At 68.5% G+C, this 22,898-nt stretch carries 33 protein-coding genes; 19 read left to right on the forward strand and 14 right to left on the reverse strand.

Translation table 11 applies throughout. The features are described 5' to 3' along the window. Window positions 1-140: 140 nt before the first annotated feature. Both NBRGI_RS14755 and NBRGI_RS14760 read right to left on the reverse strand, forming a co-directional pair. Window positions 141-458, reverse strand: a complete 318-nt coding sequence (locus tag NBRGI_RS14755; RefSeq protein ID WP_029896587.1) for a hypothetical protein — start codon at window positions 456-458, stop codon at window positions 141-143. Then, window positions 455-1,282, reverse strand: coding sequence for a ParA family protein (locus tag NBRGI_RS14760; protein ID WP_235210955.1), 828 nt, complete (start codon window positions 1,280-1,282; stop codon window positions 455-457). Before NBRGI_RS14760 ends, NBRGI_RS14755 begins: the two co-directional genes overlap by 4 nt. Before the next feature lie 141 nt (window positions 1,283-1,423). Between NBRGI_RS14760 and NBRGI_RS43790 the strand changes: the two genes are divergently transcribed. From NBRGI_RS43790 to NBRGI_RS14780, 4 genes are all read left to right on the forward strand, one after another. Then, on the forward strand, window positions 1,424-2,683 hold the full coding sequence (locus NBRGI_RS43790; RefSeq protein WP_036559119.1) for a hypothetical protein: 1,260 nt from the start codon (window positions 1,424-1,426) through the stop codon (window positions 2,681-2,683). Continuing rightward, window positions 2,683-4,512 carry a hypothetical protein gene (locus NBRGI_RS45195; protein ID WP_051727775.1) on the forward strand — a complete coding sequence of 610 codons (1,830 nt, stop codon included), beginning with the start codon at window positions 2,683-2,685 and terminating at the stop codon, window positions 4,510-4,512. Before NBRGI_RS43790 ends, NBRGI_RS45195 begins: the two co-directional genes overlap by 1 nt. 414 nt (window positions 4,513-4,926) lie before the next feature. Further along, the gene (locus NBRGI_RS43795) at window positions 4,927-5,433 is read left to right on the forward strand and encodes a plasmid mobilization protein (RefSeq protein ID WP_036559121.1); all 507 of its coding nucleotides are present in this window, start codon (window positions 4,927-4,929) and stop codon (window positions 5,431-5,433) included. Between the two features lie 10 nt (window positions 5,434-5,443). Beyond that, window positions 5,444-7,324 (forward strand): relaxase/mobilization nuclease domain-containing protein, encoded by a 1,881-nt coding sequence (locus tag NBRGI_RS14780; protein ID WP_370627758.1) that lies wholly within the window; start codon window positions 5,444-5,446, stop codon window positions 7,322-7,324. 420 nt (window positions 7,325-7,744) lie between these two features. Here the strand turns inward: NBRGI_RS14780 and NBRGI_RS14785 are convergent, their stop codons facing one another. Continuing rightward, window positions 7,745-8,173 (reverse strand): hypothetical protein, encoded by a 429-nt coding sequence (locus NBRGI_RS14785; RefSeq protein ID WP_148310819.1) that lies wholly within the window; start codon window positions 8,171-8,173, stop codon window positions 7,745-7,747. 489 nt (window positions 8,174-8,662) lie between these two features. On the opposite strand from NBRGI_RS14785, the gene NBRGI_RS48135 reads away from it, so the two are divergent. After that, window positions 8,663-8,830, forward strand: coding sequence for a hypothetical protein (locus NBRGI_RS48135; protein WP_158439875.1), 168 nt, complete (start codon window positions 8,663-8,665; stop codon window positions 8,828-8,830). 20 nt (window positions 8,831-8,850) lie between these two features. Here NBRGI_RS48135 and NBRGI_RS14795 read toward each other — a convergent pair whose 3' ends face one another. Then, window positions 8,851-9,927 (reverse strand): hypothetical protein, encoded by a 1,077-nt coding sequence (locus tag NBRGI_RS14795; protein ID WP_029896599.1) that lies wholly within the window; start codon window positions 9,925-9,927, stop codon window positions 8,851-8,853. 206 nt (window positions 9,928-10,133) lie between these two features. On the opposite strand from NBRGI_RS14795, the gene NBRGI_RS14805 reads away from it, so the two are divergent. Genes NBRGI_RS14805 through NBRGI_RS14815 form a run of 3 tightly spaced genes read left to right on the forward strand, consistent with a single transcriptional unit; the run spans window position 10,134 to window position 10,884 of the window. After that, window positions 10,134-10,412, forward strand: a complete 279-nt coding sequence (locus tag NBRGI_RS14805) for a hypothetical protein (protein WP_148310820.1) — start codon at window positions 10,134-10,136, stop codon at window positions 10,410-10,412. Window positions 10,413-10,442: 30 nt separating this feature from the next. After that, entirely contained in the window at window positions 10,443-10,604 is a 162-nt protein-coding gene (locus NBRGI_RS48140) for a hypothetical protein (RefSeq protein ID WP_158439877.1), read from the forward strand. 4 nt (window positions 10,605-10,608) lie between these two features. After that, the gene (locus tag NBRGI_RS14815) at window positions 10,609-10,884 is read left to right on the forward strand and encodes a hypothetical protein (RefSeq protein ID WP_029896605.1); all 276 of its coding nucleotides are present in this window, start codon (window positions 10,609-10,611) and stop codon (window positions 10,882-10,884) included. Between the two features lie 6 nt (window positions 10,885-10,890). Here the strand turns inward: NBRGI_RS14815 and NBRGI_RS14820 are convergent, their stop codons facing one another. The 4 genes from NBRGI_RS14820 to NBRGI_RS14835 all read right to left on the reverse strand — a co-directional run bounded on the left by NBRGI_RS14820 (window position 10,891) and on the right by NBRGI_RS14835 (window position 13,390). Beyond that, a complete protein-coding gene (locus NBRGI_RS14820; protein ID WP_200882170.1) occupies window positions 10,891-11,655 on the reverse strand; it encodes an endonuclease domain-containing protein in 765 nt (254 codons plus the stop codon). Window positions 11,656-11,665: 10 nt separating this feature from the next. Next, window positions 11,666-12,304, reverse strand: coding sequence for a nuclease-related domain-containing protein (locus NBRGI_RS14825; RefSeq protein ID WP_158439879.1), 639 nt, complete (start codon window positions 12,302-12,304; stop codon window positions 11,666-11,668). 151 nt (window positions 12,305-12,455) lie between these two features. Then, window positions 12,456-12,779: a divalent-cation tolerance protein CutA gene (gene cutA, locus NBRGI_RS14830; protein ID WP_029896611.1), complete on the reverse strand. Its 324-nt coding sequence runs from the start codon at window positions 12,777-12,779 to the stop codon at window positions 12,456-12,458. After that, window positions 12,761-13,390 (reverse strand): helix-turn-helix domain-containing protein, encoded by a 630-nt coding sequence (locus NBRGI_RS14835; protein ID WP_051727778.1) that lies wholly within the window; start codon window positions 13,388-13,390, stop codon window positions 12,761-12,763. Before NBRGI_RS14835 ends, cutA begins: the two co-directional genes overlap by 19 nt. A gap of 71 nt (window positions 13,391-13,461) precedes the next feature. Between NBRGI_RS14835 and NBRGI_RS14840 the strand changes: the two genes are divergently transcribed. Further along, on the forward strand, window positions 13,462-13,653 hold the full coding sequence (locus NBRGI_RS14840) for a hypothetical protein (RefSeq protein ID WP_029896615.1): 192 nt from the start codon (window positions 13,462-13,464) through the stop codon (window positions 13,651-13,653). Further along, window positions 13,650-13,790, forward strand: a complete 141-nt coding sequence (locus tag NBRGI_RS48145; RefSeq protein WP_158439881.1) for a hypothetical protein — start codon at window positions 13,650-13,652, stop codon at window positions 13,788-13,790. The genes NBRGI_RS14840 and NBRGI_RS48145 overlap by 4 nt, the downstream gene beginning before the upstream one ends. Window position 13,791: 1 nt before the next feature. Here the strand turns inward: NBRGI_RS48145 and NBRGI_RS14850 are convergent, their stop codons facing one another. Next, window positions 13,792-14,304 carry a hypothetical protein gene (locus NBRGI_RS14850; RefSeq protein WP_148310821.1) on the reverse strand — a complete coding sequence of 171 codons (513 nt, stop codon included), beginning with the start codon at window positions 14,302-14,304 and terminating at the stop codon, window positions 13,792-13,794. A 255-nt stretch (window positions 14,305-14,559) separates the two neighbouring features. On the opposite strand from NBRGI_RS14850, the gene NBRGI_RS14855 reads away from it, so the two are divergent. The 4 genes from NBRGI_RS14855 (at window position 14,560) to NBRGI_RS48525 (ending at window position 17,061) form a co-directional block, all read left to right on the forward strand. Continuing rightward, on the forward strand, window positions 14,560-15,102 hold the full coding sequence (locus tag NBRGI_RS14855) for an RNA polymerase sigma factor (protein WP_235210956.1): 543 nt from the start codon (window positions 14,560-14,562) through the stop codon (window positions 15,100-15,102). Then, window positions 15,095-15,784 carry a hypothetical protein gene (locus NBRGI_RS14860; protein WP_029896621.1) on the forward strand — a complete coding sequence of 230 codons (690 nt, stop codon included), beginning with the start codon at window positions 15,095-15,097 and terminating at the stop codon, window positions 15,782-15,784. Before NBRGI_RS14855 ends, NBRGI_RS14860 begins: the two co-directional genes overlap by 8 nt. A 23-nt stretch (window positions 15,785-15,807) precedes the next feature. Beyond that, window positions 15,808-16,794, forward strand: a complete 987-nt coding sequence (locus tag NBRGI_RS14865; RefSeq protein WP_029896622.1) for an ImmA/IrrE family metallo-endopeptidase — start codon at window positions 15,808-15,810, stop codon at window positions 16,792-16,794. A 111-nt stretch (window positions 16,795-16,905) separates the two neighbouring features. After that, on the forward strand, window positions 16,906-17,061 hold the full coding sequence (locus NBRGI_RS48525; RefSeq protein ID WP_162836668.1) for a hypothetical protein: 156 nt from the start codon (window positions 16,906-16,908) through the stop codon (window positions 17,059-17,061). A gap of 241 nt (window positions 17,062-17,302) precedes the next feature. Here the strand turns inward: NBRGI_RS48525 and NBRGI_RS14880 are convergent, their stop codons facing one another. Beyond that, entirely contained in the window at window positions 17,303-18,310 is a 1,008-nt protein-coding gene (locus NBRGI_RS14880; RefSeq protein WP_029896624.1) for a tyrosine-type recombinase/integrase, read from the reverse strand. Between the two features lie 239 nt (window positions 18,311-18,549). Between NBRGI_RS14880 and NBRGI_RS14885 the strand changes: the two genes are divergently transcribed. The 3 genes from NBRGI_RS14885 (at window position 18,550) to NBRGI_RS49625 (ending at window position 20,204) form a co-directional block, all read left to right on the forward strand. Continuing rightward, window positions 18,550-18,978 carry a hypothetical protein gene (locus NBRGI_RS14885; RefSeq protein WP_029896626.1) on the forward strand — a complete coding sequence of 143 codons (429 nt, stop codon included), beginning with the start codon at window positions 18,550-18,552 and terminating at the stop codon, window positions 18,976-18,978. A gap of 74 nt (window positions 18,979-19,052) precedes the next feature. After that, the gene (locus tag NBRGI_RS14890; protein WP_029896628.1) at window positions 19,053-19,679 is read left to right on the forward strand and encodes a hypothetical protein; all 627 of its coding nucleotides are present in this window, start codon (window positions 19,053-19,055) and stop codon (window positions 19,677-19,679) included. Between the two features lie 189 nt (window positions 19,680-19,868). Continuing rightward, on the forward strand, window positions 19,869-20,204 hold the full coding sequence (locus NBRGI_RS49625; protein WP_081878066.1) for a DUF4333 domain-containing protein: 336 nt from the start codon (window positions 19,869-19,871) through the stop codon (window positions 20,202-20,204). Here the strand turns inward: NBRGI_RS49625 and NBRGI_RS48150 are convergent. Genes NBRGI_RS48150 through NBRGI_RS14910 form a run of 3 tightly spaced genes read right to left on the reverse strand, consistent with a single transcriptional unit; the run spans window position 20,199 to window position 21,408 of the window. After that, the gene (locus NBRGI_RS48150) at window positions 20,199-20,513 is read right to left on the reverse strand and encodes a hypothetical protein (protein ID WP_029896631.1); all 315 of its coding nucleotides are present in this window, start codon (window positions 20,511-20,513) and stop codon (window positions 20,199-20,201) included. The genes NBRGI_RS49625 and NBRGI_RS48150 overlap by 6 nt on opposite strands. 46 nt (window positions 20,514-20,559) lie before the next feature. Further along, complete coding sequence (locus NBRGI_RS14905) at window positions 20,560-20,760, reverse strand: hypothetical protein (protein WP_029896633.1); 201 nt, start codon at window positions 20,758-20,760, stop codon at window positions 20,560-20,562. A 9-nt stretch (window positions 20,761-20,769) separates the two neighbouring features. After that, window positions 20,770-21,408: a hypothetical protein gene (locus NBRGI_RS14910; RefSeq protein ID WP_148310822.1), complete on the reverse strand. Its 639-nt coding sequence runs from the start codon at window positions 21,406-21,408 to the stop codon at window positions 20,770-20,772. Between the two features lie 98 nt (window positions 21,409-21,506). Between NBRGI_RS14910 and NBRGI_RS14915 the strand changes: the two genes are divergently transcribed. Together NBRGI_RS14915 and NBRGI_RS14920 are read left to right on the forward strand one after the other, a co-directional pair. Then, window positions 21,507-22,121, forward strand: a complete 615-nt coding sequence (locus tag NBRGI_RS14915) for an AAA family ATPase (RefSeq protein ID WP_081878067.1) — start codon at window positions 21,507-21,509, stop codon at window positions 22,119-22,121. Beyond that, window positions 22,121-22,474, forward strand: coding sequence for a hypothetical protein (locus NBRGI_RS14920; protein ID WP_029896639.1), 354 nt, complete (start codon window positions 22,121-22,123; stop codon window positions 22,472-22,474). The genes NBRGI_RS14915 and NBRGI_RS14920 overlap by 1 nt, the downstream gene beginning before the upstream one ends. Here NBRGI_RS14920 and NBRGI_RS49100 read toward each other — a convergent pair. Further along, the coding region (locus tag NBRGI_RS49100) for a hypothetical protein (RefSeq protein ID WP_235210957.1) at window positions 22,467-22,898 on the reverse strand (432 nt) is incomplete at its 5' end. The genes NBRGI_RS14920 and NBRGI_RS49100 overlap by 8 nt on opposite strands.

Raw genomic sequence — 22,898 nt, forward strand, 5'->3', positions numbered from 1 at the left:
CTGGGACAGCACCGCGAGTTCGCATCGCGAGTGATGCTGCCTGCACATGCCTAGCTAGCCGTGCTAGCAACCCAAGCTAACAACGCTTGAGAATTGGATATACGCAGTTCAGAAGGCCATAGCGGCTGTAGCGGCGCTAGCTAGCAGCCGTGGCGGTCCAGGTACTCGGTGATGGCGCGATCGGTGAGGGAGGCGGCCGAGATGGTGCGGTCACCTGTCTCGTAGCGCAGTTTGTCGACCGCACGCGAGAGCCGTGCCTTGGTCGACGGCCGGATCCTCACGTTGTGCTGCTCGATGAGCCGCTCGGCGAGCTCCGCCGGCGGCGGAGGGGCCGGGTAGCTGATCGCGGCGGCCGACGGTGGGATGGTCGACAGTTCCGGAGTGGGGGAGGGCTTTTCGGGGAGGGCGTCGGCGGGGTGTGCGCGCTTGATCGCCGGTGGTCGGTTGATGTTGCTCATGCGTGTACCCCGTTCGGCAGTAGGTCGAGCTCGCGGGCGAGATCGGTGTAGGCGACCTGGAGCGCCAGGGCCTTGCCGCCCCGGAACTCGTGTATCGGCTGGGCGAGGGTGTGGGCGTCCTCGCGGGCGCCGAGCTCGGGGATGACGGTTCGGGCGACCAGGCCGCCGTTTCCGTCGCCGAGGTTGCCGTAGGCGGCGCGCAGCTCGGGCTCGCGGGCGATGTGCTCGCCGCGGGCGCGGCGGCGAGAGACCACGATGCCGCCGATCCGCAGCCGCTGGTTCGGCCGTCGCTGCACTTTCAAGACTGTCTTCTCGAGTTCGCTGACGCCTCGGAGGCTGTCGCCGGTGGGCTCGGTGACGACGATGACCTCATCGGCGGCGAGCAGGGGCGCGAACAGGAGAGTGCCCAACGTCGGTGGGCAGTCGAACAGGATCGCGGTGTAGGCCGACAGGTCGAGTCCGTCGAACGCCGCGTCCAGACGCCACACCACATCGGCGTTGCCGGACTCCGCGACCACACCGAGCTCGGTGTCGGCGGGGGCGACGTCTACCCCCTCCCACTCCGAGGCCACCACCACGTCGACGAGACAACCCGGCTCCCGGCCGGGATCGAACAGGTTCTTCACGGTCAGCTGGCCGTCGCCGACCGCGATGCCGACCCCGGTGGTGGCGTTGCCCTGGGGGTCCATGTCGACGATCAGCGTCCGGCCGCCAGCGTCCTTGATCGCGCTGGCCAGGCCCAATGTGGTCGCGGTCTTGCCGACCCCGCCCTTCTGGTTGGCCAACACGATCCGGCGCGGTCCGCCGGTGATAGATGCGCTCACACCGAGACCGTAACACCCATAGCAAGTACCTCTAGCTACGCTAGCTAGCATCATCAATTCGTTTCGATAAAACGTATTAACGAAACGAATTGATCTGTTGAAAACGTATCAATCGGAACGTAATTCGGGTAGGATCGAGTCATGACCGAACAGCCCGAGACCCCGGCCGCGGAGACCTCCGTCGCGGCGCGGATCTGCCAGTTCCCGACCGGTTTCGACGCCGAATCCGGCGAATTCGCCGTGTGCGGCCGCGCCCTGGACGACGGCGCGCCTCGTCCCGGCCGCAAGTCCGACTACTGCGGCGCCGACCGCATCGACCCCGACGGCGAGCGCCGTCGACACGACCGCGCCGGCGCTTTCCAGCGCAAGCGTGAGCTGCAGCTGGCGGCGGTGGGCAAGGCTCCGGTGCAGCGAGAGCGCTCCACGCCCCGGCCGGTGACCTCGGCGCGGGCCTCGCTGGCCGACCTGCTCGCCCAGATCGAGATGGTCGCCTCCGGGCACCGCGAGCAGATGAGCGGACTGCTCGACCGTGTCGTCGAGGTGGTCGCGGCCGCCGGTGATCCGGACGCTGCCGTCGCTGAGGTCACTTCCATGCGGCGCGAAGCCCAGGCCGAGGTCGAGGCTGCGCAGGCCCGCGCCGACGAGGCCGAGGCCGAGGCCATCGCCGCCCGTCGCGAGCGTGACCGCGCCCTCGAGGACAAGGAGCTCGCCGACGGTGCTGCCGAAGACGCGCTCGCTGAGCGTGATCGCACCCTGGTCGAGGCCGAGCAGCGCATCGAAACCATCCGTGCCGAGGCCGCTACCGAAATAGAGTCGATCCGTCAGGCCGAGGCCGCACGGGTACAGGCCGCTGAAGCCGCCGCCTCCGCCGCGCAGGCCGAGGCCCGGGCCGCCGAGGAACGCGCGGCCGCCGCGGCCGCTGCTGCCGAGCAGGCCCGCCGCGACGCCACCGAGCAGGTCGAAACCCTCACCCGCGATCACGCCGCCCGAGTCGAACGGGTCAACGCCGATGCTGATGCCCGCGTCGCGGACTCGGCGGCCGCGCAGCAGCGCGCGGAATCCGCGGCCGCGGCGGCCGAGGCCCGCGCTGAGACCGCGCGCACCGAGCTTGCCCAGGTCAGATCGGAGTTGTCAGCGGCGCGCGAGCAGGCGCGCGAGGATGCCACCACCGCACGCGAGGAAATCGCCGAACTGCGCCGCGAGCTCACCGAGGTCCGGGCCCAGACCCGCACCGAACGCGAGCAGCAGCGCACCGACCACCTCGCCGAGATCGCTCGCGTGCAGCAGGCCGCCGAGGCCGGCGCCAACGCCTTGCAGAGCGCACTCGCGGCCGCCGAGAACACCATCACCCGACTCCAGACCCAGCTCGCCGAGACCACCACGCCGAAGGAGACCCACTGATGTTCCGACGCAAATCCACCGAGGACGATCCGCTGCTGCACGCGCCGCTGCCCGCCCGGGTCGCGGCCGCGCACTCGCGCCTGGCCCACCAGGACGACCCCGCACTGATCGCGGCTCTGTCCGAACGCGAGCTGCGCGACGAGCGCGCGGCCGCCGAACTCGTCCGCGACCACCAGCGGTCCGAGTCGATCGAGGCGGTGAAGTCCGCACAGACCATCGCCGGTGAGGTCCGTCGCGCGCAGGAAGAGATGGTCCGCGCCGAAGCTGCGGACCTGGTCGTCGCGCGCCGTGCGATCGCCGAACGGCTGCGGTCGAGCAGCGCGACATTCGACATCGCTCGCCTGCACCGGCAGAAGCAGCTGTGCGCGCGCGGCCTGACCGCAGTGGTCATGGCCTCGATGCTGTGGTCGGCGCTCAACGTCCAGCACAACGTCGCTCCTGGCGGCCCGTCGGACCCGCTGTACTGGGGCAGCTACCTCCTCGAGGCGACGATCAGCATCGTGCTCGTGGTGTTCATGGTCTCCGGCGCCTCGGTCTCGCGGTGGGGCGTCACCGAGGGCGAGCACCGCATCCGGCGCATCGAGTACGCGCTCCTGGCGGGCTCGATCGGGCTCAACGTCTACCCGTACGTGCGCGAGCTGGATGCCTTCGGTGCGGTCGTGCACGCCGTCGCGCCGGTGATGGTCGGCGTCGCATTGTTCGCGCACCCAGTGGTCCAGCGGCGCTACGGTCTGGCCATCGACCGCGCCAAGGCAGCCGCCGACGCCGAGGGCGACGACATCGCCGAGCGCCTCGACGCTCTCACCGCCACCGCCGCGCGGACCACACCGACCGTCCCGGCGCGCGCGGTCACGCCGCCGGCGGAGGACGAAGCCGCGGTGCTCGCCGAGTACGAGGATGAGCTGCGCGCGATCGACGATCCCGCAACCACCCCGCTGCCGCGCGCGAGCGAGGACGCCAGCGACGACCCGCGCGCGACATCGGCCGCGGCCGATCGCGCGCGGACGGACGAGGCGATCGCGCGCGACGAGCAGCCCGCGCGCGGCATCGATCGCGCGCCGATCGCGCGCGAAGACAGCGGTCCCGCGCGCGGAACCATCGCTCAGTCGATCGCGCGCGCCGCGCACACCGCGCGCGACACCGACACCCTCGCGCGCCCGGTCGAGGATGGTCAGCCCGCGCCGATCGCGCGCGACGAGCAGTCCGAGCACGTGACCGATCGCGCGCCGATCGCGCACGGAGACGACAGCGCCGCGCGCGCGGAGGGCACGTCGATCGCCGCGCACACCCAGCCTGAGCTGGAAACCGATCACGCTCCGATCGCCGCGCACGACAGCGATCACACCCTCACCGACGCCATCGAGGACGAGCGGCCGCGCGCGGAGATCACTCCCGTCGAGGAGCCGATCGCGCTCGAACAGGAGGCCCTCGATCGCGCGCGGACGCCGATCGCGCTCGTCTCGATCGCGCGCGAGGACACCGATCGCGCGCGGCCGCTGCGCGCCGATCGCGCGCGGGAATCCTCGACCACGGGTGCGCTCGCGCGCGCGACCGAGCCCGCGCCGATCGCGCGCGGCGACCGATCGCGCGCGGACGATCACGGCCCGTTCGATCGCGAGCTGTCGCGCGCGGAGGCAGCCCGGTATGCGCGCGCGGTGTCCGAGCGCGGACTCAGCAAACAGCCCGTGAGCGTGTTGACCGAGATCTACCTGCTCGCTTCGCAGGGCTACAAGGCCAACGCGATCGGCACTCAGGTCGCGCTCGCGCACTCCACGGTCGGCCGCGCGCTCGCTCGCGTGGACCAGGTGGTGGGTCCCCGCCCGATCTGATCTCCGTCCCGAACACAAGCGACAGGGCCCTGGCGGCGCATATCCGCCAGGGCCCTGTCGTGTGCAGACCTTACGTGACCTACTCGCCGATCCTGTCGCCGGTACGCGCCGGCGCCGCGGCCGCCGAGCGCGTCCCCTCCCACCCGGACCGCCTCGATCGCCTTCCTCAGCTGCCTCGGTCGCGAGCACCTCGGCCCGCTCCGCATGTGTGCCGTCCAGGCTGCGACGGTGGCCGCAGCCTGGACGAAAATTCCGCCGGTGAGGTCCCGTTGCAAGACCCGCGCATCTCACCAACCAGCGCGGTCCCGTAACGTGGACGATTTGAGAAGGAGCGAGCTAGTATTTAGGTGACCTAAGACGGTCACCCCACCCGTTCGGGTGGTCGCTGCGCTGGGCTGTGAGGGAGGCTGCGGGATGGCTGGAGAGTCGTCGAATCGGCGGGCGTCGGTGCGCCGCGAGCGGCAGGCCAACGTGCCCGGCGGCCGCCCGCATCGCCACATCGTGAAGCTCTCGGATGCTGAGCACGAGGACCTCACGCGCCGGGCTGCCGAGGCGGGTGTGTCGGTGCCGCGGCTTCTGGTGGAGTCGGCGCGCGACTCCGGCCGGGTCGAGGCCGGCCGCGCGCACGCGGCGATGCGGCTGCTCGAGTTGGACGATCAGATCAGGCGGATCGGCGCGAACGTGAACCAGCAGACCCGGTACATGCACCAGGTGCGTGGGGACCTCGCGCCGGATGTGATGGCCGCGCACCTGGACGCGTTGCACGCGGTGGTGCGCGCGTGCCTGAGTGTGGACGCGACCGCGCGGTGGGTGATGGGCAAGCCGCCGGCGGTGACCGAGACGTCGGTGGTCGTCGAGGCGGACCTGGCGGTGAGCGAGGAGTGGGCGGCCGCGGTCGACGGCGACATCGCGGGCGGGTGATGCGGCGATGATGCCGAACGTGGTGAAGGGCTCGGACATGGGCGGGCTGCTGCGCTACCTCGCCGGGCCCGGCCGGGCCAACGAGCACACCGATCCCACGGTGATCGCGGGCGACATCGTGACCATGGCGGTCTACGCCGGGCGCATCGACGTCGCGCGCGCGGGCGAACTCGCGAAGCTGCTCGACTCGCCGCGCCAGACGGTGCTGCGCGGGGAGCCGGTGTTGGTCACCAACTACCGCGAAGCGCGCGCGAAGATCGCCGAGGGCGTGCCGCGCAAGGAAGCGTTCGACGCCGCGACCAAGGATCAGAACGTCTGGCACTGCTCACTGAGTTTGGACCCGAAGGAGGGTCAGCTCGACACCGCGCGCTGGGGTGAGATCGCGCGCCGGTTCATGGAGGAGATGGAGTTCGTCGACCGCGCCGACGGCGCACCGGATGTCCGGTGGACCGCGATCCATCACGGGCTGACCAAGCGCGGCGGCGATCACATCCACATCGCGATGGCGGTCGTTCGTCCGGACGGATCGCTGGCCGATGTGCGCCGCGATCATCCGCGCTCGCAGTCCGCGGCCGCGACCATCGAGCGCGAGTTCGGCCTCAAGGTGCTCGCCTCCCGGGAGGACCGGGCCACCGAGCAAGCAACCCGTCCGGACGAGCGCGGCCGCGCCGAACGGGTCGGCGCTCCGGAGACCGATCGCGAAGCGCTGCGGCGCCGGGTGCGCGCGGTCGCGACCGCGACCGAGTCCGAGGCGGAGTTCGTGCGCGAACTGCGCGGCGCCGGGATGGTGCTGCGGCCACGGTTCGCCAAGGGCGGCACCGACGAGGTCGTCGGCTACGCGATCCGGATGCCCGCGCAGCGCAACACCAAGACCGGGAACTGGGAGAAGGCGATCTGGTACGGCGGCGGTCAGCTCGCCAAGGACCTCACGCTGTCGTCGCTGCGCGGGTGGACCGGATGGGACACCTCCGAGGATGCACGCACCGCGGCGGTCGCGGAGTGGGCGCGGCCGGCGACCACCCGCACCGGTCGGGCGATCGGCCCGAGCCCGATGTCGGAGCAGGACGCGATCCGTCAGCTCGGTCGGTGGAGCCAGTACATGTCCACCATCCCGACGAGCGACCGCGACGCGTGGGCGAAAGCCGCGTCGCAGACTGCCGGGCTGTTCGCTGCGGCGTCGGTGCGCACCGAGACCAAGCCGGGCCCGCTGGACTCGGTCTCGCGCCAGCTCGCTCGCGCCGGGCAGCTGCCCGCGCACCGGCGCCGCCCGCAGCAGGTGCACGGGCAGGGCATGCGCGCGGTGGCGCGGATGCTGTGGTCGATGCAGTCCGACGCCGCGAGCAAGGTCGCGCTCGCGGTCGCGCTGACCGAGTGCCTGCTGGCGATCATGGACATGCTCGCCGAGCGTGACCGCGCCCAGGCCGCGAAGATGCTCGCCTCGCACGCGCACCGGTCGCTGACTCAGGTGCACATGCGTGCGGCCGGGATCGATCCGACGCGCAAGACGGTGAGCGTGAAGGAAGTCGGGTCCCCGCCGTGGGCGGCCGCGCGGCGCTCGCTGGCCGTGATCAACCGCGAGGACCGCGCGGCCGTGGAGCAGGAAGTCACCGCGGGGTTGGAGGGGTGGCGGGTCAAGCGGGTCGCGATGGCCGGGCGCCCCGGCACCGTTCCTGTCGACGAGTTCGGCCACATCACCGGCGAGCCGACGCAGCCGTGGAAGCCGGGCACGGTCTCGCGCGCTGCGGGCCCGATGACACCACCGGGCGGCAAGCAGCCCGGCAAGTCCACGCCAGGCTGGACTGCTCCAAGGCCTCCGGCTGGGCCGAGTCCGTACCAGGGCTACAACCCGTACGGGCCCGGGCAGGACCGCGGCCGCGGGCCCGAGCGCTGACGAGGTTTGGGGGTGGACTACCCCCTGGATTACGGGGTGGATTAGCCCCTGGATTAGCGCGAGGGTTGGGTCCAGGGGGTAATCCAGTACCTGGTCCAGGGGCTGATCCAGGGGGTAATCCAGGGGAGGTTGTCGGTGTTGATCTGGCTGTTTCCCGGTCCGCCCCGTCCCCTCTCTTCGCAGGCTCCGAGTATCAAGACCACCCCCGCTCTGCGTTCCTTGGACCGGGGGTGGTCTTGATACCGGGGACGGGGCGGACCGGGAAACAACGGGACAAGGCGGTGGGAGTGAAGCAGTGGGGAGGGAGCGGGCCGCGGCCGGCGGGGTGCGGATCGTCCGGTCGGGTGGGCGGCGGCTCGCGCAACGGGCTGGCGCGCCAGCTTCGCTGGCTTGCCACTCACCTCGTCGCGACCGTGGCGTTCAGCGTCGACGGCGCAGCGTTCCGGAGCCGACCAGCGCACCGAACAGCGACTCGGCGGCAGCCACGGTGCTCGAATGCTGGGCATCGGCCAGCATTCCCTTGCGCGCTTGATCTGCCAGCGCGACGAGGACTTCGCGAACAGCTCGAGGCGAAGTCATCACCAACGCCACGGCCTCACGCAGCGCACCCGCGCGATCCGTAGAAGCCACCGGTTTAGCGGGTGCGCTCGGCGCCGACGGGTAGGCGAAGCTTCCCGGGCCCTGTCGGGGCATGGCGTCGACCTCGTTGTGCGCGGCCGAGAGATCGCTGACCACGAACCTGAGTTGCGTGTGCGTCCACTGCTGGTGCGGGGTGATCGGTGGGTCGTGGCGCATGCGGTAGGCGAGCACGCGCAGAAGTTTCTCCGTCGCGGCGGAGTTGGAGAGCACCCGATCGACTGCGGCGTCGGGTGAGAGTGGGCGGCTGCGCTCGACGACGCGCTCGCGAATCTCTTCGCGGATCTCGACCGGACGATCGGCTCGCCGCGCTGCGCGGCGTTCTTCGGAGGCCAGGCGCCGGCACTCGTTGGAGCACCACCGGCGGGGCCTGCCTCGGCCTGGCGCGACGACCACTTTCGTCCCACAGCGTGGGCAGGTTTTGGCCTCCATTCTGCGAGGATACCGAATTTCGCCGGACGAATTTCCCCGGAATCTCACTGATGGTGCAAGAGGTGTGTCGGCATTTTGGTGGGTTTTCGTGTGCTCACGTGGTGGGCGTGGGCAGGCTACGGTGAGCACCGTTTTGACCGGCGCGATGGGTGGGAGGTGGTGGCCATGTACGGAGGCGGCTATCGGTGTGACCGGTGTGCGTTGGGGTGGCATTCGAGCCCGTCGTGCCCGACGTCGCCGGGGCAACGGTTCGCGCCGACCATCCATGAGGTGCAGCGCCAGGTCCACGCGCTCAACCGCGTCGGTGGCCCGGACGAGCGCGACCGACGCCGGCGTCTGTCCGGGCCGCTGCCGGAGATCCCGCCCCCGCTGGGGGTTCGGTGGTGGTGGTTCCCGGTCGGGCTGGCTGTGTTCATCGCCCTGGTGATCCTGATCTAGTCAGGCACCCGGGCGGCGCGTCACTTGTAGGTGATGCTGGTGATGCGGAAGCTGCCGGTGGAGACCTCGGCGGTGCGGATGACGTAGGCGACCTTCTCCGCCGCCAGGTCCTCGGGCCACTGCTGGCGCACGGTCACGTCCCACACCGAGGTGTCGGTGGCGTCGCCGCGGGCGATGTGCACGCAGTAGCGCACGTCCTGAGGCAGACCGGCGATGCCGGTGGCCAGGGCGGCCTCGTTGCCGACGTGGGCGTCGGCAGTGACGAAGGACCGGGCTTTGACCGCGGAGCGGTCGACGAAGTAGCTGTGCTCGAACCCGAGGATCGCGCCCTGCGGGGAGGAGGTATCGCCGGGCTCGGCGCTGATGGTGATCGACGAACTACGGAAGGTTTCGCACCCGGGCAGCCCGTGAGCGGGCAGCACCGCCGCGGCCGTCGTGGTGGCCGCGGCGTGCGGGCCGGTCGCGCCTGCCTGCGTGGGGGTGGCGGTGTCGTCGCCGAGGACGGTGGCCACGCCGCCGACCACGGCGACCAGGACCACCGCACCGACGATCCCACCGACAGCGGCGACGACCTTCGTCTTGCCCCGGTCGCCGTCGAAACGCTCGTCGTCGTAGTTGCGGCGTGGGCGCCGGGCGATCTTGCCGCCCCCGCCGTAGTCGGTCAGACGCGGCAGGGTCGGGGTGGGCACGTAGTCGCCGCTCTGTTCGGCGGCGGTCGTGGTGGCCCAGTTGTCCCAATCGACCTCATCGCCGGACCGCCCCGCGGGCTCGTCGTCGCGGGCGGGCAGCTCGGTGTTCCAGTCGTTCCAGTCGCCGGTGTACCCGTTGTCGGCCGCGGCGGCCTCGACGTCGTCGCCTCGGTCTTGCTCGGGCGGGGTGTAGGCGGTCGGGTAGTCCGGCTCGAACTCCTCGCTGTCGTCGTCGTAGGCCTCCGGCTCCGGCGGTGGCCAGGTCTCCGGCGTGGTCCCGATCGTCTGGGGCTCGGCCTCACGACGCCGGGGTCGGCGCGGCCGCCGCTGCTGCGGCTTGTCCGCCTCGGACGCCGTCGTCGTTTCCGGCGCGGTGAAGTAGGCGCTGAACGGATTGTCGTCGGCCATCGGTTCCCCCTTCGTCGTCGTGCTGGGCCCCTGCGCCCCGAGCGCGGAAATACTAGTGAGATCCGCCGATCCCCGTGGACAGCGTCCGCCGCCGGGGGTGGACCAGAGACTCGGCCGGGCGCACGCTGGGGATATGGACTCCGAGGAGCGTCTGACCCTCGTCGCCGAGGCCGCCGGGCGACTGCGCGACCTCGCGGACTACCTGCGTGCCGAGCGCGACCGCCAGCTCGCCGCCGGCGGCGGCGATGCCGCCCCGGATCACCCAGGTGCTGGCCGAACTGGAGCCGGTGCTCGTCGCCGCCCATGAGAACGAGATCGCCGCAGCTGTCGACGTGGCTCTGGACCGCCATGGCGAAGGGCCGTGGATGGATGCCGACCTGGCCGCTGTGGCCGGGGTCGACCTCACCGACCTGCGGCGCCTACGCGACCAGCTCCTCGCCAAAGGAATCATCGGGCCGGCGCACAAGCCGCCGCGCGAGAATTAATCACACATACGTTCGACTAAGCTCGGATCTATGCAGGTGGGCGACTTAGTCAGAATCGGTGCGAACGGGGTCTCCCAGTTCCGCGTGCTCGAGATCGACGACACCGGTGCGCGCATCGAGCCCACCCTGGACGCGCCAGGGGCGTACGCGTTCCGGATGCGGTTGATCGACCTGAGGCCCTGGACGGAGTAGCCGCATGGCTGACGAGCACCTGCTCTCGACGAGACAGCAGCAGCTGGTCCTGGCCGTCGTCGAGGCGCTCAACGACGGCGCCGAGGATCTGCACGCCGCCGAGGATCTGCACACGCGGGTGCGCGCCGTGGTGACGCCTCGGCCGGAGCCCACCGACATCGACGCGGTCCGGCGGATCATCGCGCTCGACTGGGTCGGCTACACCCCCGGTGAGAAGCCCGCCGTCGTACTGGCCAGGCTGCTCGACCGCATCGAGGAGATCACCGACCGCACCGCCTGACCGGGGTTACGCGGTGCACGAGTTCCATTCGGCGTCGTGGTCGGGGCACCACTGGTAGTAGCTGGTGTCGAGATTGTGGCTCACGGGTGCACGTCCGTGTTCGGGTCTCCACCCGCGCCAGTGGCGGGTGTTGCACGGGCTGCACAACGGTGCGCGGACGAAGCCGTGGGTGTGGCAGTGGTCCCAGACCTGCGCTGGAACGCTCAGGCAGCCCGCGCACATGAACCGTGATGCCAGCGGCCAGGCCCCGCGTCCGGATCGGTCCGGGGTGTAGGGGCATCCGGCGAGCTCGCCTTGGTAGATGACGGCATCGAGGTCGCTGCCTCGAGGGCCGAAGACCACCGCGGTGCGAGTGTGGTCGCCGCAGTCGGACACGACGACATCGCCGACGGCGGTGACCCAGTTGCCGTCATCGCCGGTGCCGTGCGAGAGGCCCATGCACGAGCAGTCGCATTCCATCCCGGTCGCGTCGAGGCACGACTGCGTGCAACGCGCCAGCTTGGTCATGTCCCGGGCCACGACAACGTGGCCGTAGCGGTCTACCGCTGCGACCACCAGCCGGGTCAGGCATGTCCGGGGCAGGTACCACCGGTCGCCGTTGAGGATCGGCGAGCGGATGCGGACCGACTTGTGCAGCCACCGCCGGTTTCCTTTCTGCGGCGGGATCTTCGCGACCACCTCGCCCTCGACCGGAAGCCACACCAACGCCACACCGGGCGCGGTGATCACCCTGCCGTGCTCGAGGCGCACGTTGGGCATGCCGTCTTTCATCGGGCGACGCCTAGCCGCTGAGGTAGGCGGGTTCGCCGAGCGCGGCCGCGATCAGGTCCTGGCGGCCGTCGTAGAGGTGCGCGACGCCGAGGCGGGCCAGAAGAGTGTGGACCCGCTCGGCGTCCCACTGCACCTTCTGCTTCTCCAGGCGGTGCAGGTAGTAGCGGAACACGTCGAAATCCTCGACGACGATGTCGATCTTCTCCGGGTGCGAGTCCACCTGCAGCGCCGGAACATCCTGGTCGGGGAGCAGCATCACCACGACCAGGCCCCACACGAAGCAGGGCCGCCGGGTCACGCTGTAGGTCCAGTTCTTCATCGCCATGCTGTTGGTGCGGACCTGGCTGACGGGGTTGTGGCCGCTGTAGTTGCCGTAGATGTCGGCTACGCGCCCGTCGTCCATGAGCCACGGCCCGTTCGACGGCACGACCAGCGTGCCGTGCTGCAGGCTGCGGAATCCCTTGATCTCGACTGCGATGCAGCGCTGGCGGGTGAAGATCAGCGCGTCGAGCTGGCGGTTGCGGCCGCGGTGCGGGACGTTGACGTTGAGCAGCGCCACACCGGGCTGGGCCGGGCTCCACCGGACCCATTCGGCGAACCGCTCTTCAGCCGGTGACAGTTCCGAGTCCTGGTTGACCAACAGCAGCACAGCGACCTCCCCCGTCCGACCGGCCACGCGCTCGTCGGGCCGGTCTCGCTCACCGATCTCTCCCTCGCCGCCAGTGTCGCACGACCCACCGACACCCCGAAGTCGTTCGAGCGCAGCGGGTTACAGGTCCGCAGCCTGTCGTCCGGGTTGGTCAATCGGTTTGGGCCAGGACCCATTCGCGGTAGCCGTCGTGCGCCTCGACGATGGGCACGGCCAGGACCTGGGGTGTGTCGTAGGGGTGTTCGACCGAGGCGCGGCGGATGATCTCGTCGACCGAGGACGCGCGGGTGTGGATCAGCACGAGTGCTTCGGCGTCGTCTTCGATCTTGTCCTCCCACGCGTAGATCGACCGCACGGCCGGGATGACGTTCCCGCACGCGGCCAGCCGGTCCGCGACCAGGCGGCGGGTGAACTCGGCGAGCCAGTCGGCGGATTCGGCGGTGATCGTGATGGTGACTAGAGACTCTTCGGCCATGCGTGCAAGTTTCCACCGCTGGCGCGCAGCAGGTCCACCAACGGCTCGGCCAGCTCGCCGCGGCGGGTGATCGCGCCCCATCCCCGGATCACGAGGCCGGCCGCGGACTGACCGACCCACGAACCGGCCATCGCCAAGCCCTGCGGGTGCAGCGCCAGATACAGCGAACCCTTCGACCGCACAGCGCCTTCGGTGGCGACGTACCAGCCGATCAGCGATTCGTTGTCGAACAGGCGCAGCTCACCGGTCCAGGTGTAGGAGCCGTCCTCGACCGGGCGGGCGCGGGCGCCGTCGAGGAACAGGAACAGCCCGTCCTGGGTGATGTCGAGCCCGTGCACGTCGACCCGCTCGCCGGTCTCGCCCCAGGTCTGCCAGGCCGCGGTCCACTCCCCGGCCAGGTCGAGGGTGCGGGTGCGGCGCCCGGCCAGCTCGTAGACCGAGACGCCGAGGACCTCGGCGAGCTGGGTGCCGGTGGCGATGTCGACGGTCGCTTCCCCGGATTCGTAGCGGGAGATGGTCTTCTGGTCGGTGCCGATGAGCTCGCCGAGGGCGGCCTGGGACAGCTTGAGCTGCTTGCGCCGGCGCCGGATCACCTCGCCCGTGGTCTCCATACCCTCAGCCTATTTCAGACGAAATCGTCTGACGTAGACGGTTGCGACTTTCCTGGCGCAGAATCGTCGACATGCTCAACGCAGCGACCCGGGAACGCCTCGACGCCCTGATCACGCGCGCCGCGCGCCGCTCTCTGGGGATCCGCGTCGCGAACGAGCCGCCGTACGGCTGGGAGCTCTACAGCCCGTTCCGTGTCGTCTGCCACGGGAGCCTGGACAACCTCGACAGCTGGCTGACCGCGGCGGAAAGTCGCGACCGGTGATCCTCGCCGGATGGGCGCTGGCGGTGCTGGTCCCGCTCTTGGTCCTGATCGGCGCCATCGCGTGGCCGTCCCCGAGCGCGCCCTCCGGCGCCGACGAGATCCACCCCGAGAACGCGCGAGGCGCGAGACCCAACTGAGCTACAGGCGGCCTCGGCGGCCGGTGATCAACACGATGAACAGCGGCACCTCGAGGTGGCGGGGCCAGTCAATCTCGGTCATCTCCGGATCGGCGGTCAACAGCAGTAGCGAGTCGATCTGCCCGGTCTCGGCGTAGCGGACGAGCTGGTCCTGGACCACGTCCACAGCCCACCACCCGGCGCCCTTGACCTCGACCCCGGCGCGGTGCTCGTCGTCGAAGGTGGCGAGGAAGTCGATCCGGCAGCCCCTGGCGGCCGCGGTACCGGTCGACAGGTCCAGCTCGTGGTCGATGCTGACGTCGTTGTCGACGCCGGCCTCGGACCAGGTCTGCCAGATCAGCTCATGGAGCTCGTCCTCGTCGCAGTACCGGCGATCGGCGGCCTCGTCGGCGAATGGGTCGGTCAGCAGCTTGAAGTAGTTGTTCCAGATCGGTGAGCTGTGCGCCTGGCCAGGCCGCAAGCACACCCGATGGATGTAGTGATCGCCGAAGTCGTCCGCGCTGGCACCATGCATCGCCGCCCCCTGGTAGCTCGTCGTGTACACGCCAGGATGACCTGGGGCACCGACATCTTCGCTCGCGTTGAGGCGAAGAGCCGGACAGTCACGTCGCCGGGTGGAACCCTAGGCGCGAACTTCGCTCTTGAGCTAACGCAGTCGGCCTCTCTCTCGACTACACGTTGCATGGGGATCGCGGGCACTGCTGCACTTATTCACTGGATGGAGGATCGATGACGAATCCTGCGATATACGGGATGCGTGGGTAGTCACGTGCCCAATACTTTTCCCGATCCCGCGGCGCTGTACCTGAAGTACCGCGCCGCGATGCGCCGCAAGGCCGCGCAGGTCCTTCACGAAGCTGGGCTCGCCGACCAGGCAGAAGACGTCGTCCAAGACACGTTCGTGTCCCTGATAGCCTCACCGCCCTCGGGCGAGGTACGTAACTGGGAGGCATTCCTCATCAGATGCGTCCGGAACAAAGCCTTGGACCGGATCCGTTCGGCGGCCGTCCAGCACGCGGGCCCGTCGTTCGACGTGCAACTCCACGACGGCGCAGACCGCAGTGAAGACCTCGCCGAGGATGTTGTCGAAGCCCTCGACAACGAAGAAGCCGGCGGACGGGCTTGGGACGCTAAGGCGGTTCTCAACACCCAGCAGAGGCGGGTCCTCGAGGAGTACGTAGCCCATGGGCGGCCGCGAGGAGAGGTCGCGCGGGAGTTGGGAGTAACGCCGGCTCGGGTAAGTCAGATCGCGAAGGCAGCAGCAGAGTTGTTGAAGGAAGCCATAAACCGGGAGCAGGTGGCTGATGGGTAAGAACGAGCGGGACAAGGCTCTCGAATTTCTGCTGGACGACCGAACCGGCGATGCGAAAGGAACACTGCCCGCACTAAGTCCAGAGGACGCCGCCGAGGTCCACTCGCTGCTCGCAGCGCTGGAGAACGCGGCCGATATGGTGCGTGCCGACTCCACGTCGCCGATAGAAGTGGTCGTACCTCCAGTGGAAGAAGACCGCATCGCGGCCATGCTGGGCCTGATTCCGGACCCCGACTACAGCCTGGATTCCGATGCCCTGGCGCGGGCGAGGAAGAATGCCGGCTTCTCTGCCGGTGACCTCGTCGAACGGCTGACCGCCCGAGAATGGGACATCACCGTCAAGGATGTATTCCGATGGGAAATGCAGGGCGCACCAGAGGTCTCACCAGCGCTGATTCGCGCAATCGCCGAGGAGACCGGCGTGCAGCCCGACAGCTTGGTCATCGACAAAGCCGCCGCCCCTGAGAACGACGAAGTCGCGGCCGTCATGGCATCGACTGACTTCGACAAGCTCGTCGCCCAGTGGGCCGAGAGCCAAGGAACATCGCAGGCAATGGCCCGATCGACTCTGAAAGCGCGCATGCTGACCACTGTCCATCGAGGAGAAAAGCCGGACGCCGCGCAGATGCTGAGCACCCTGGCGGCATTCGTGGCTGCATGCGACGAAGGCCACGGTCGTTGAATCTCAGCCAGTGCGTAGCGCTTGTGCTCGACCTGCTGGAGCCCGAGATCCAGCAGCGGTTCGCTGAGGAACCTCTGGTCGTCCTACGTGAAGACCTCGGGCTCAGAGTCTCTGCGCTCGAGAAGGTTTCGGGCGCGCGCAGTGGTGGTGGCGCATGTGATGGGACCTCGTTCATCGATGACAACGTGATTCTCTACGTGCCCACGCCTAACAGTCGGCGAGAGCAGTTCACCCTTGGGCACGAGCTCGGTCATTGGCTCATCCCGCAATGCGATGAAGTGATGGAGTGGATACTCCAGCAACGCAATGCCAGTCAGCTGGTGGAAACAATCTGTGACCAGGTAGCCCAACGCCTGCTCCTCCCGCCAGCCTCCATCGACTTGGTGGTAGCGGACGGTCCTGTCCGAGCCGAGCACGTCAACGAACTGTTCGAATCGACCCAAGCCAGCAGACAGGCCTGCGCGATCGCCGTCGCAAACCGTCTGCCACACGTCGGCGCCGTTGCCCTGATCGATCGCACCGACAACAGTGTCGTGTTCGCCTCGATCCGGCCGGACCCAGAACAGGGCTGGCCCACGGTGATTCCTTGGAAGGGGCAGTTGCTGCCTGCCGGGCATCGGCTCGCCGGCCTCGCCGCCGGCGCGTCGGTGACCGGGAAGATGCCCTGGACAGACCGCTGGGATCGTCGCACCGACTTCTACGTCGACGCTGTGAGCGACCAACGTCGGATAGTCGCGGTCTTCAGCGACATCGACCTATGGAACTCCGAGCACCTGCACCTTGATGCCGCACGAGACTTCGACCAGCGTCCCACCGCGACCATCCACTGCTGCGGTAGTCAGAGGACAGTCCGCGGCTACCCATGTCCGACGTGCAGGCAGCAATTCTGTCCCGAGTGCCACCGGTGCAAGTGCGATCAGGTAGCGGCCCGTGAACAGCGCTGCAGCAGCTGCTATCTCAATTTCCAAGTCCATCTGCTGAGCAATGGTCTCTGTGAGATGTGCCGGTGACAACGTCTCCGTCACGAAACAGCTAACTCTCGGTAGAGCTACCTCGACTACGTGATGACAGCGTCACATGAACCGGCTCAGCCCGGCGCTGTCGGAGCGGAGGTGAACAAGATGGCGAAGAACACCGGACGCGGGCACCGCGTCGGCGCCGTGAAGGGGCGCAGCGAGTTCAAGGTCGGCAAGACCTGGTTCAAGCGCGATACCTCCACCGGCCGCATCCTCAACGGCAGTCCGAACCAGCACAAGGGCGTCCGCAACGAGAAGTAGCAGTTGCCCACCCACCCATCGAGAGGAGGTGAAACACATGGCAACCAGGCGCATCACGATCCGCCCCGGGCAGAAGAAGACCATCACGGTTCCTGGCCCGATTCGGAAGATCACCATCACCCAGAAGCCGCGCTGACCCGCGGACAACGCGAATGGCCCCATCCGATGAGGGGAGGGGGCCGTTCGTGTTGCAGCTGTCGTCAGTCTCGGGGTTCCGGTAATAATATGGCGAAGTCGCTGGTCAGCGACGGCGGTTGGTGTCCGGGCCGAGCAGCGCGGTGAGTTCGCGCATCGCCTGCGGGGACGGTTTGAAGTAGCGGCGCAGGTTCTCTGGTCTGCGGTGACGCGACTTGGCCATCAGCTCCAGCAGGCTGGCCCCGGATTCCCCGAGATGGGTCAGGCCGGAATGGCGCAGTTCGTGCAGATCCCAGCCGGTTCCGGGCCCGTCGAGCGCGGTGGCGGCGTCGAGGAGGTCGCGGGCCTGGTCGTAGGACAGCCGGGTCAGGCCTGTGTCGGGACACAGATCGCGGTCGGTGAGGTACTTACCGGGCCCGGGACGGCGATGGGTCACGAATACCGGCCCGCGGGTGCGGCCGCGGATGAGCCGGGGCAGCAGCCGGGCGGTGCCCGCGTCCCAGTACACCGTTTCCAGGACGTATTCGTGGTGAGCGGGCCCGCGCCGGCGGGTGCGGGGTTTGGCGCCCTTGGACTTCACCGGTGCGCTGCGGGCGGCCAGGTCGAGGTCTTCGATGTTGAGTTGCAGCAGTTCTTCTGCGCGTGCGCAGGTTTCATACAGCATCCGCCACAGAGTCTTCTCCCGCAGGTGGATCTCGCGGCGGCCGATGAGCCGGTCGATCGCGGTGCGTGAGCGGACCGGGGTGACCGAGTCCGGCGGCGTCGAGCGCCTGGCCGAGGTAGGGAGCGTCGGCGCGGTCCAGCCTTGTTCGGTGCACCAGCTCAGCCATTTGCCGACCGCGGCGCGGCGCGCGTTCCAGGTGTTGACCGCCGCGGCACCCCACAGCGATTCCAGTGCGGCGCCGATCTCGTCGTCGGTGACCGAGTCCAGGGCCCGGCTGCCTCCGATGAGCCCGTCATGGCCGCGGCCGTCTAGCGCCTCGACGGTCTTGACGATAGCGATGCCGTAGGAGCGGCGGGTGTTGGGCGGGCCGATGGTGTCGAGGAACGCTTCGGCGGCGGTGCGCAGGGTGCGGGTTGGGGCGGTGCGCAACCGGGTCACCTTCGCTGCCATCGGTTCCCCCGTTTCCGGCTTGCCCCGGATAACGGGGCCGCTTCGTGTACGCGCGGCGGCGGGTCCGCCGCAGGTCGCCTCTCATAATACCCCGGATAACAGGCCATTATCTGTGGTAAATCCTTAGCGCTGGATTCCGGCCGAATGTGCAGATCGACACCGAATCGCCAGCGCAGCCGAGATCTCACGTTCCGGTGACAGCCCTCGTCTCATTGAAACTTCGGTTTCACAATGGAGGGGTGCCCCGTGCACGCACGAACCGCTACACCCATGCGATGCTCCGCGCCGACCTGCGCCGGATCATGCGGCGCCTGCGCGCCGACGCCGACGAGCGCGGCGAGCTGCGCTACCCGGCTGACGATGATCTCGCCGCGCTGTGCGCGCTGGCCAGAATCGCCCACGCCGCCGACTCGCTGATCGACTGGCACATCGTCGGTGCACGCCGTCGCGAACACCGGCTGCCAGACGGCACCATCGACCCCGGAAAACCGGTGTCGTGGGAACGGATCGGCGACGCGCTCAACATCACCGGCCAGGCCGCCGGGAAACGCGCCCGCGCTCGGCGGCTCGCCATCACACCGCCACCGGTGATGACGCCGGAGCGGTACCAGCAGCTCGTCGCCGAGGGGCTCCGACTTGCTGCGCACCGCGGCCGCGGTCGACGGTAGAAATCAACCAGCCGTCAAGACGGACATTGGAACGCCGTGGCTGCGCAGCCACAAACCTGCCACGATTGATGCTTGTGACCGATTTTGAAGAAGCGTTGCAGGCGGCGCAGGCGAAACTGGTTGCCGAGCGGAACCTCCAGCCCGCCGATCGTCAGGCGCAGGTCTCAAGGATCCTGCACGAGTGCGTTCGCAGCGCGGTTATGCAGTCCTTCACCAAGCTGGCCGAAGCGGGCGCGGAGCAGTTCACGGTGGTCACCGACAAGCTGCTTAGTCGCCCAGTCGTCTTCCCCGGGATTATCTTGAGTGAAACGGACAACGACGGCACGACCTGGGGAATCGTGGGACGGAACGGCGAATTGGCGACGGTTCTAACTCGCGGGCCGTACCCGCTTGCTGAGTGGAAGTCGAGTCTATTCGGTCGTAAGTGGGTGAAACGAGACGGCAGGCGGGTTATCGAGGCAGATCGGCGCCAACCACAAATCACGGCTTGGATGCCGGGCAGTGACAGCAGGAACCAGCCTTGCCAGGAACTAGTCGGTTTCCACAGTGCGGAAGGTTCGACCCCCGGCCTGTTCTATTTTCAAACCACTGCGGACACCTACGACCATGCGCAGCAACAACTCCTCAAGCAGATCGTCGAGAGCTTCGCCCGGATGACAGCTCATCGCTTGCACACCCTGGACGATGAGGTAACCAGCTGAGCTACCCCAGGGCCGGGGTCGTCGGAAAACAGACCGTTGTCGAACATCGGCACTGCGGTGCCGAGTTGCCATCGGCACCGGTGATGGTGCCCTGCTGTTCAGGCAGTTGGGGAACATCAGGCTTGAACGGCGCTGATGGTAAGCAGCTCAGCCCTTGTCAGTGAGCTGGGTGACGGATAGGAATATCGGGTGTCTGATCAACAGAGTTTTACCCGGATCGTTTCGGCCACCTCCTCGGTCGTGATCGCGGTGTGCGCGGTGGTGGTGACGGTGAAGGTGGCGGGCGCCAATCTCGACCCGGCCGATCCACCGCGGGTGCTGGACCAGGCGGCGCTGGAGCAGCAGGTGGCGAACCGGTTGCAGGGTGTGAGGGAGGAACCGGTGGGCCGGGTGACCTGTCCTGGTTCTGTGCAGGTAGTGGTGGGTAACAAGTTCGACTGCGAGTCATGGGATTACCTGAGGTCGGCGAAGGTTCAGGTCGAAATCGTCAGTGATCAGGGCGAGATCTCGGTGACCAGGTCATGACAATGTCCGTGATTCGGGTTGATCCGGTGACCACTGCGGTGGGTTCATGAACCTCGCCGCTGCACCGGCGAGCACACCGAGCGCAGCCTCATCCTCGACCTGGCTCTCGCCCTGGCCGAGGACCGGCGCCGCGACATCGCCCGCAAGACCCGCGACGGCCTGGAGGCCGCTGCCCGCCGAGGGCGAAAGGGCGGGCGCCCCACCGTCGTCGACGACGACAAACGCCGCGCGATCCTGGCCCGCCGAGCCGAAGGGCAATCCCTGCGCGAGATCGCCCGAGGCATCGGTGTCAGCCTCGCCGTCGTCCACGGAGCAGTGAAAACAGCTGAGGCGGGCGCGGCCGAGGTTGCGTGATCTACGCCGCTGACTCAGCGGTCGGCTTGAGCGTCTCGCTGTCGAGGAAGAGTCCGTCGAGGACGCTGTCGTCACGCTCCAGCGCGCGTACTTCGATTTCAGTCCCGTCGGTGGCGCCGAGGTCGCGGGCGGTTTTGACGAACTGCTCAAGCTCGGCCACGGTGATCGAACCGGTCAGAAACAGAGGAAGAGTGATCTGCATCGGTACACCCTAGGCCCCCAAGTGGGACTCCGGTTGGCTGCTCGGGGCGGGGTCAAGAAGTACGGACCCGTCGAGGTCGAACCTATGACGTGCTTCGCTCGTCTGGATGAAGACGCCGCCGGGTTCGTAGGTGATGGACACGATGGGTTGGCCGTAGAGCAGGCGACCCAAGTCGCTTGCGCCGAGCCCGGATACCTTCTTGGGGCGCTTAGCCGACGTGCGGGGATTCACGTCGGGAACGCAAGTCCGACAACGCGGTAGTGCCGTGTTGGAGGCCTGCTCGCGAGTGACGAGGTTGCCCGCGACGCCCCACTCGTACCCGCCGCTTCCCTCGCCGTCGTTGATCTCGGCGTAGCGGGCCTCGATGACATCCAGGTCGTCCGTCTCGGTGACCCAATACCACGAGTTCGTCGGCCACAGGTTGTGCCGCAGGGTCGAACAGTCTGCCGAGTGGACCTTCTGCCCGACGTAGTAGCGGCGGCCGCTCTCGACCGCGGCGGCGATCCTGTCCTCGTAGTCCTGCAGCCACTTCTGGATCGCGCGGACCGCATCTCGGACCGGGATCTGCTCGTAGGGTTCGTGCTCGCAGACATTTCGGCGCCTGAACCTGATGCAACCGGGCGCCCGGCCGGACACAGCTCCGCTCATGACGACCATCCTGCACCCCGGCTTCGGAGACGACGTGGCGGGCCGGAACTACGCTGAACAGCTCACCTCAGACCCAGCGTTCTGGGCAAGATGAACAGATGGCCGCCGTGAACTCCGAACCGCCCCTGCCGTTTTCACCAGCAGCGAAGCAAGCGCTTCACGACCTGGCAATCCACGCGGGCACAGGGGTGACCATCGTGTGCGGGTTCCCCGCGGCGGGCAAGACCACCGCCACCCGGCTACTGGCCGAGCTGGTCGACCCGGTCGTGCTCGACAAGGACGCCTTCGCACCGCGGCTCGAGGAGTCGGTGATGGCCGAGTTGACCGGCAACCCCCACGACCGTGACAGCGACCTCTACCGCCGTGTCGTCTCCCCACACCTCTACGCCGCCCTGGTCCGGCAGGCCGTCGTCATCGCTCGCCGCTGCCCGGTCGTGGTCGACGCCCCGTTCCTCGGCTACATCAGCGCCGCCAGCGGACAACGACAGCGGCTCAGCGACTACATCCGCGCGGTCGCCGGCGGCGACGACACCGCGATCCGGACAGTGTGGGTCGGCACCGACACCACTCAACTCCGGGAGCGGATGGCCCACCGTGGCGCCGAGCGGGACCAACCCAAGCTTGCCGACTGGGAGACCTACCGAGCCAACGTCCTGGACTCGGACCTCGCACACACCGGCCCGCGCGTGGCGGACTACCACGTCGTGAACTGATGGACGACTGGAAGGACCCGCGCGAGCTGCCGTGGGGTGGAGACCCGAAGGCGAACTGGACCCCGGAGCAGCACCAAGACTGGGCCGACGCCGAGGCCGAGCTGTATGCGTCGGGGTACCGGCCGCCGCAGCCGGTGTGCGAGCTGCTCGACACCATCCCCCCGGCCGGGCTCGACAAGTGGACCTGGATCTGCACCGAGTCGAACTTCGAGCTGCCCGACTGCACGACGATCGACCGGGAGATCACCGTCGCCGAGCTGCGCCTGGCCGACCGCGAAGTCCGCGGCCTGGCCGACGAGGAGGACCGCGCCACGGTCTACGAACTGCAGCGTGCCCGTGGTCGACTCAACTGACCCCGGGGGTTGTCCCCCGGCGAGGAGGAACTGCATCGCGACCGGCTCGCTTGGCACGGCGCTGCTGCTTCTTCCTGATCTCTCGAGGCGTATCCATGGCTAGGAGCCAGAGTGTCTCGCCGTTCATCGAGCCGCGCTGTTCGAATTTCTGGCGCTCGGCGACGTAGGTGCGGCCGGCCTCGGTAGCACGCGCGTGCAGCGCGAGCCTGTGGTCCGGCTTCCATGACGGAAGCGCGCGGACGTCAACCCTCATCATGCGGCACTCGACAAGCCCGCGGGCGGCGAGCGTGCGTACGGCGCGGCGGTAGGTGGCTCGTTCGGCCCGAGACGCCGGAACCCCTGCAGATTCGAATGTGATCCCGAGCACATTGATCGGGTGCCACTTCTGCGGGTCTTCTCTCTCTGCGAGCGACCAGAGCCGCTG

The sequence above is a fragment of the Nocardia brasiliensis IFM 10847 genome, from assembly GCF_000710915.1.
Classification (GTDB): Bacteria; Actinomycetota; Actinomycetes; order Mycobacteriales; family Mycobacteriaceae; genus Nocardia; species Nocardia brasiliensis_A.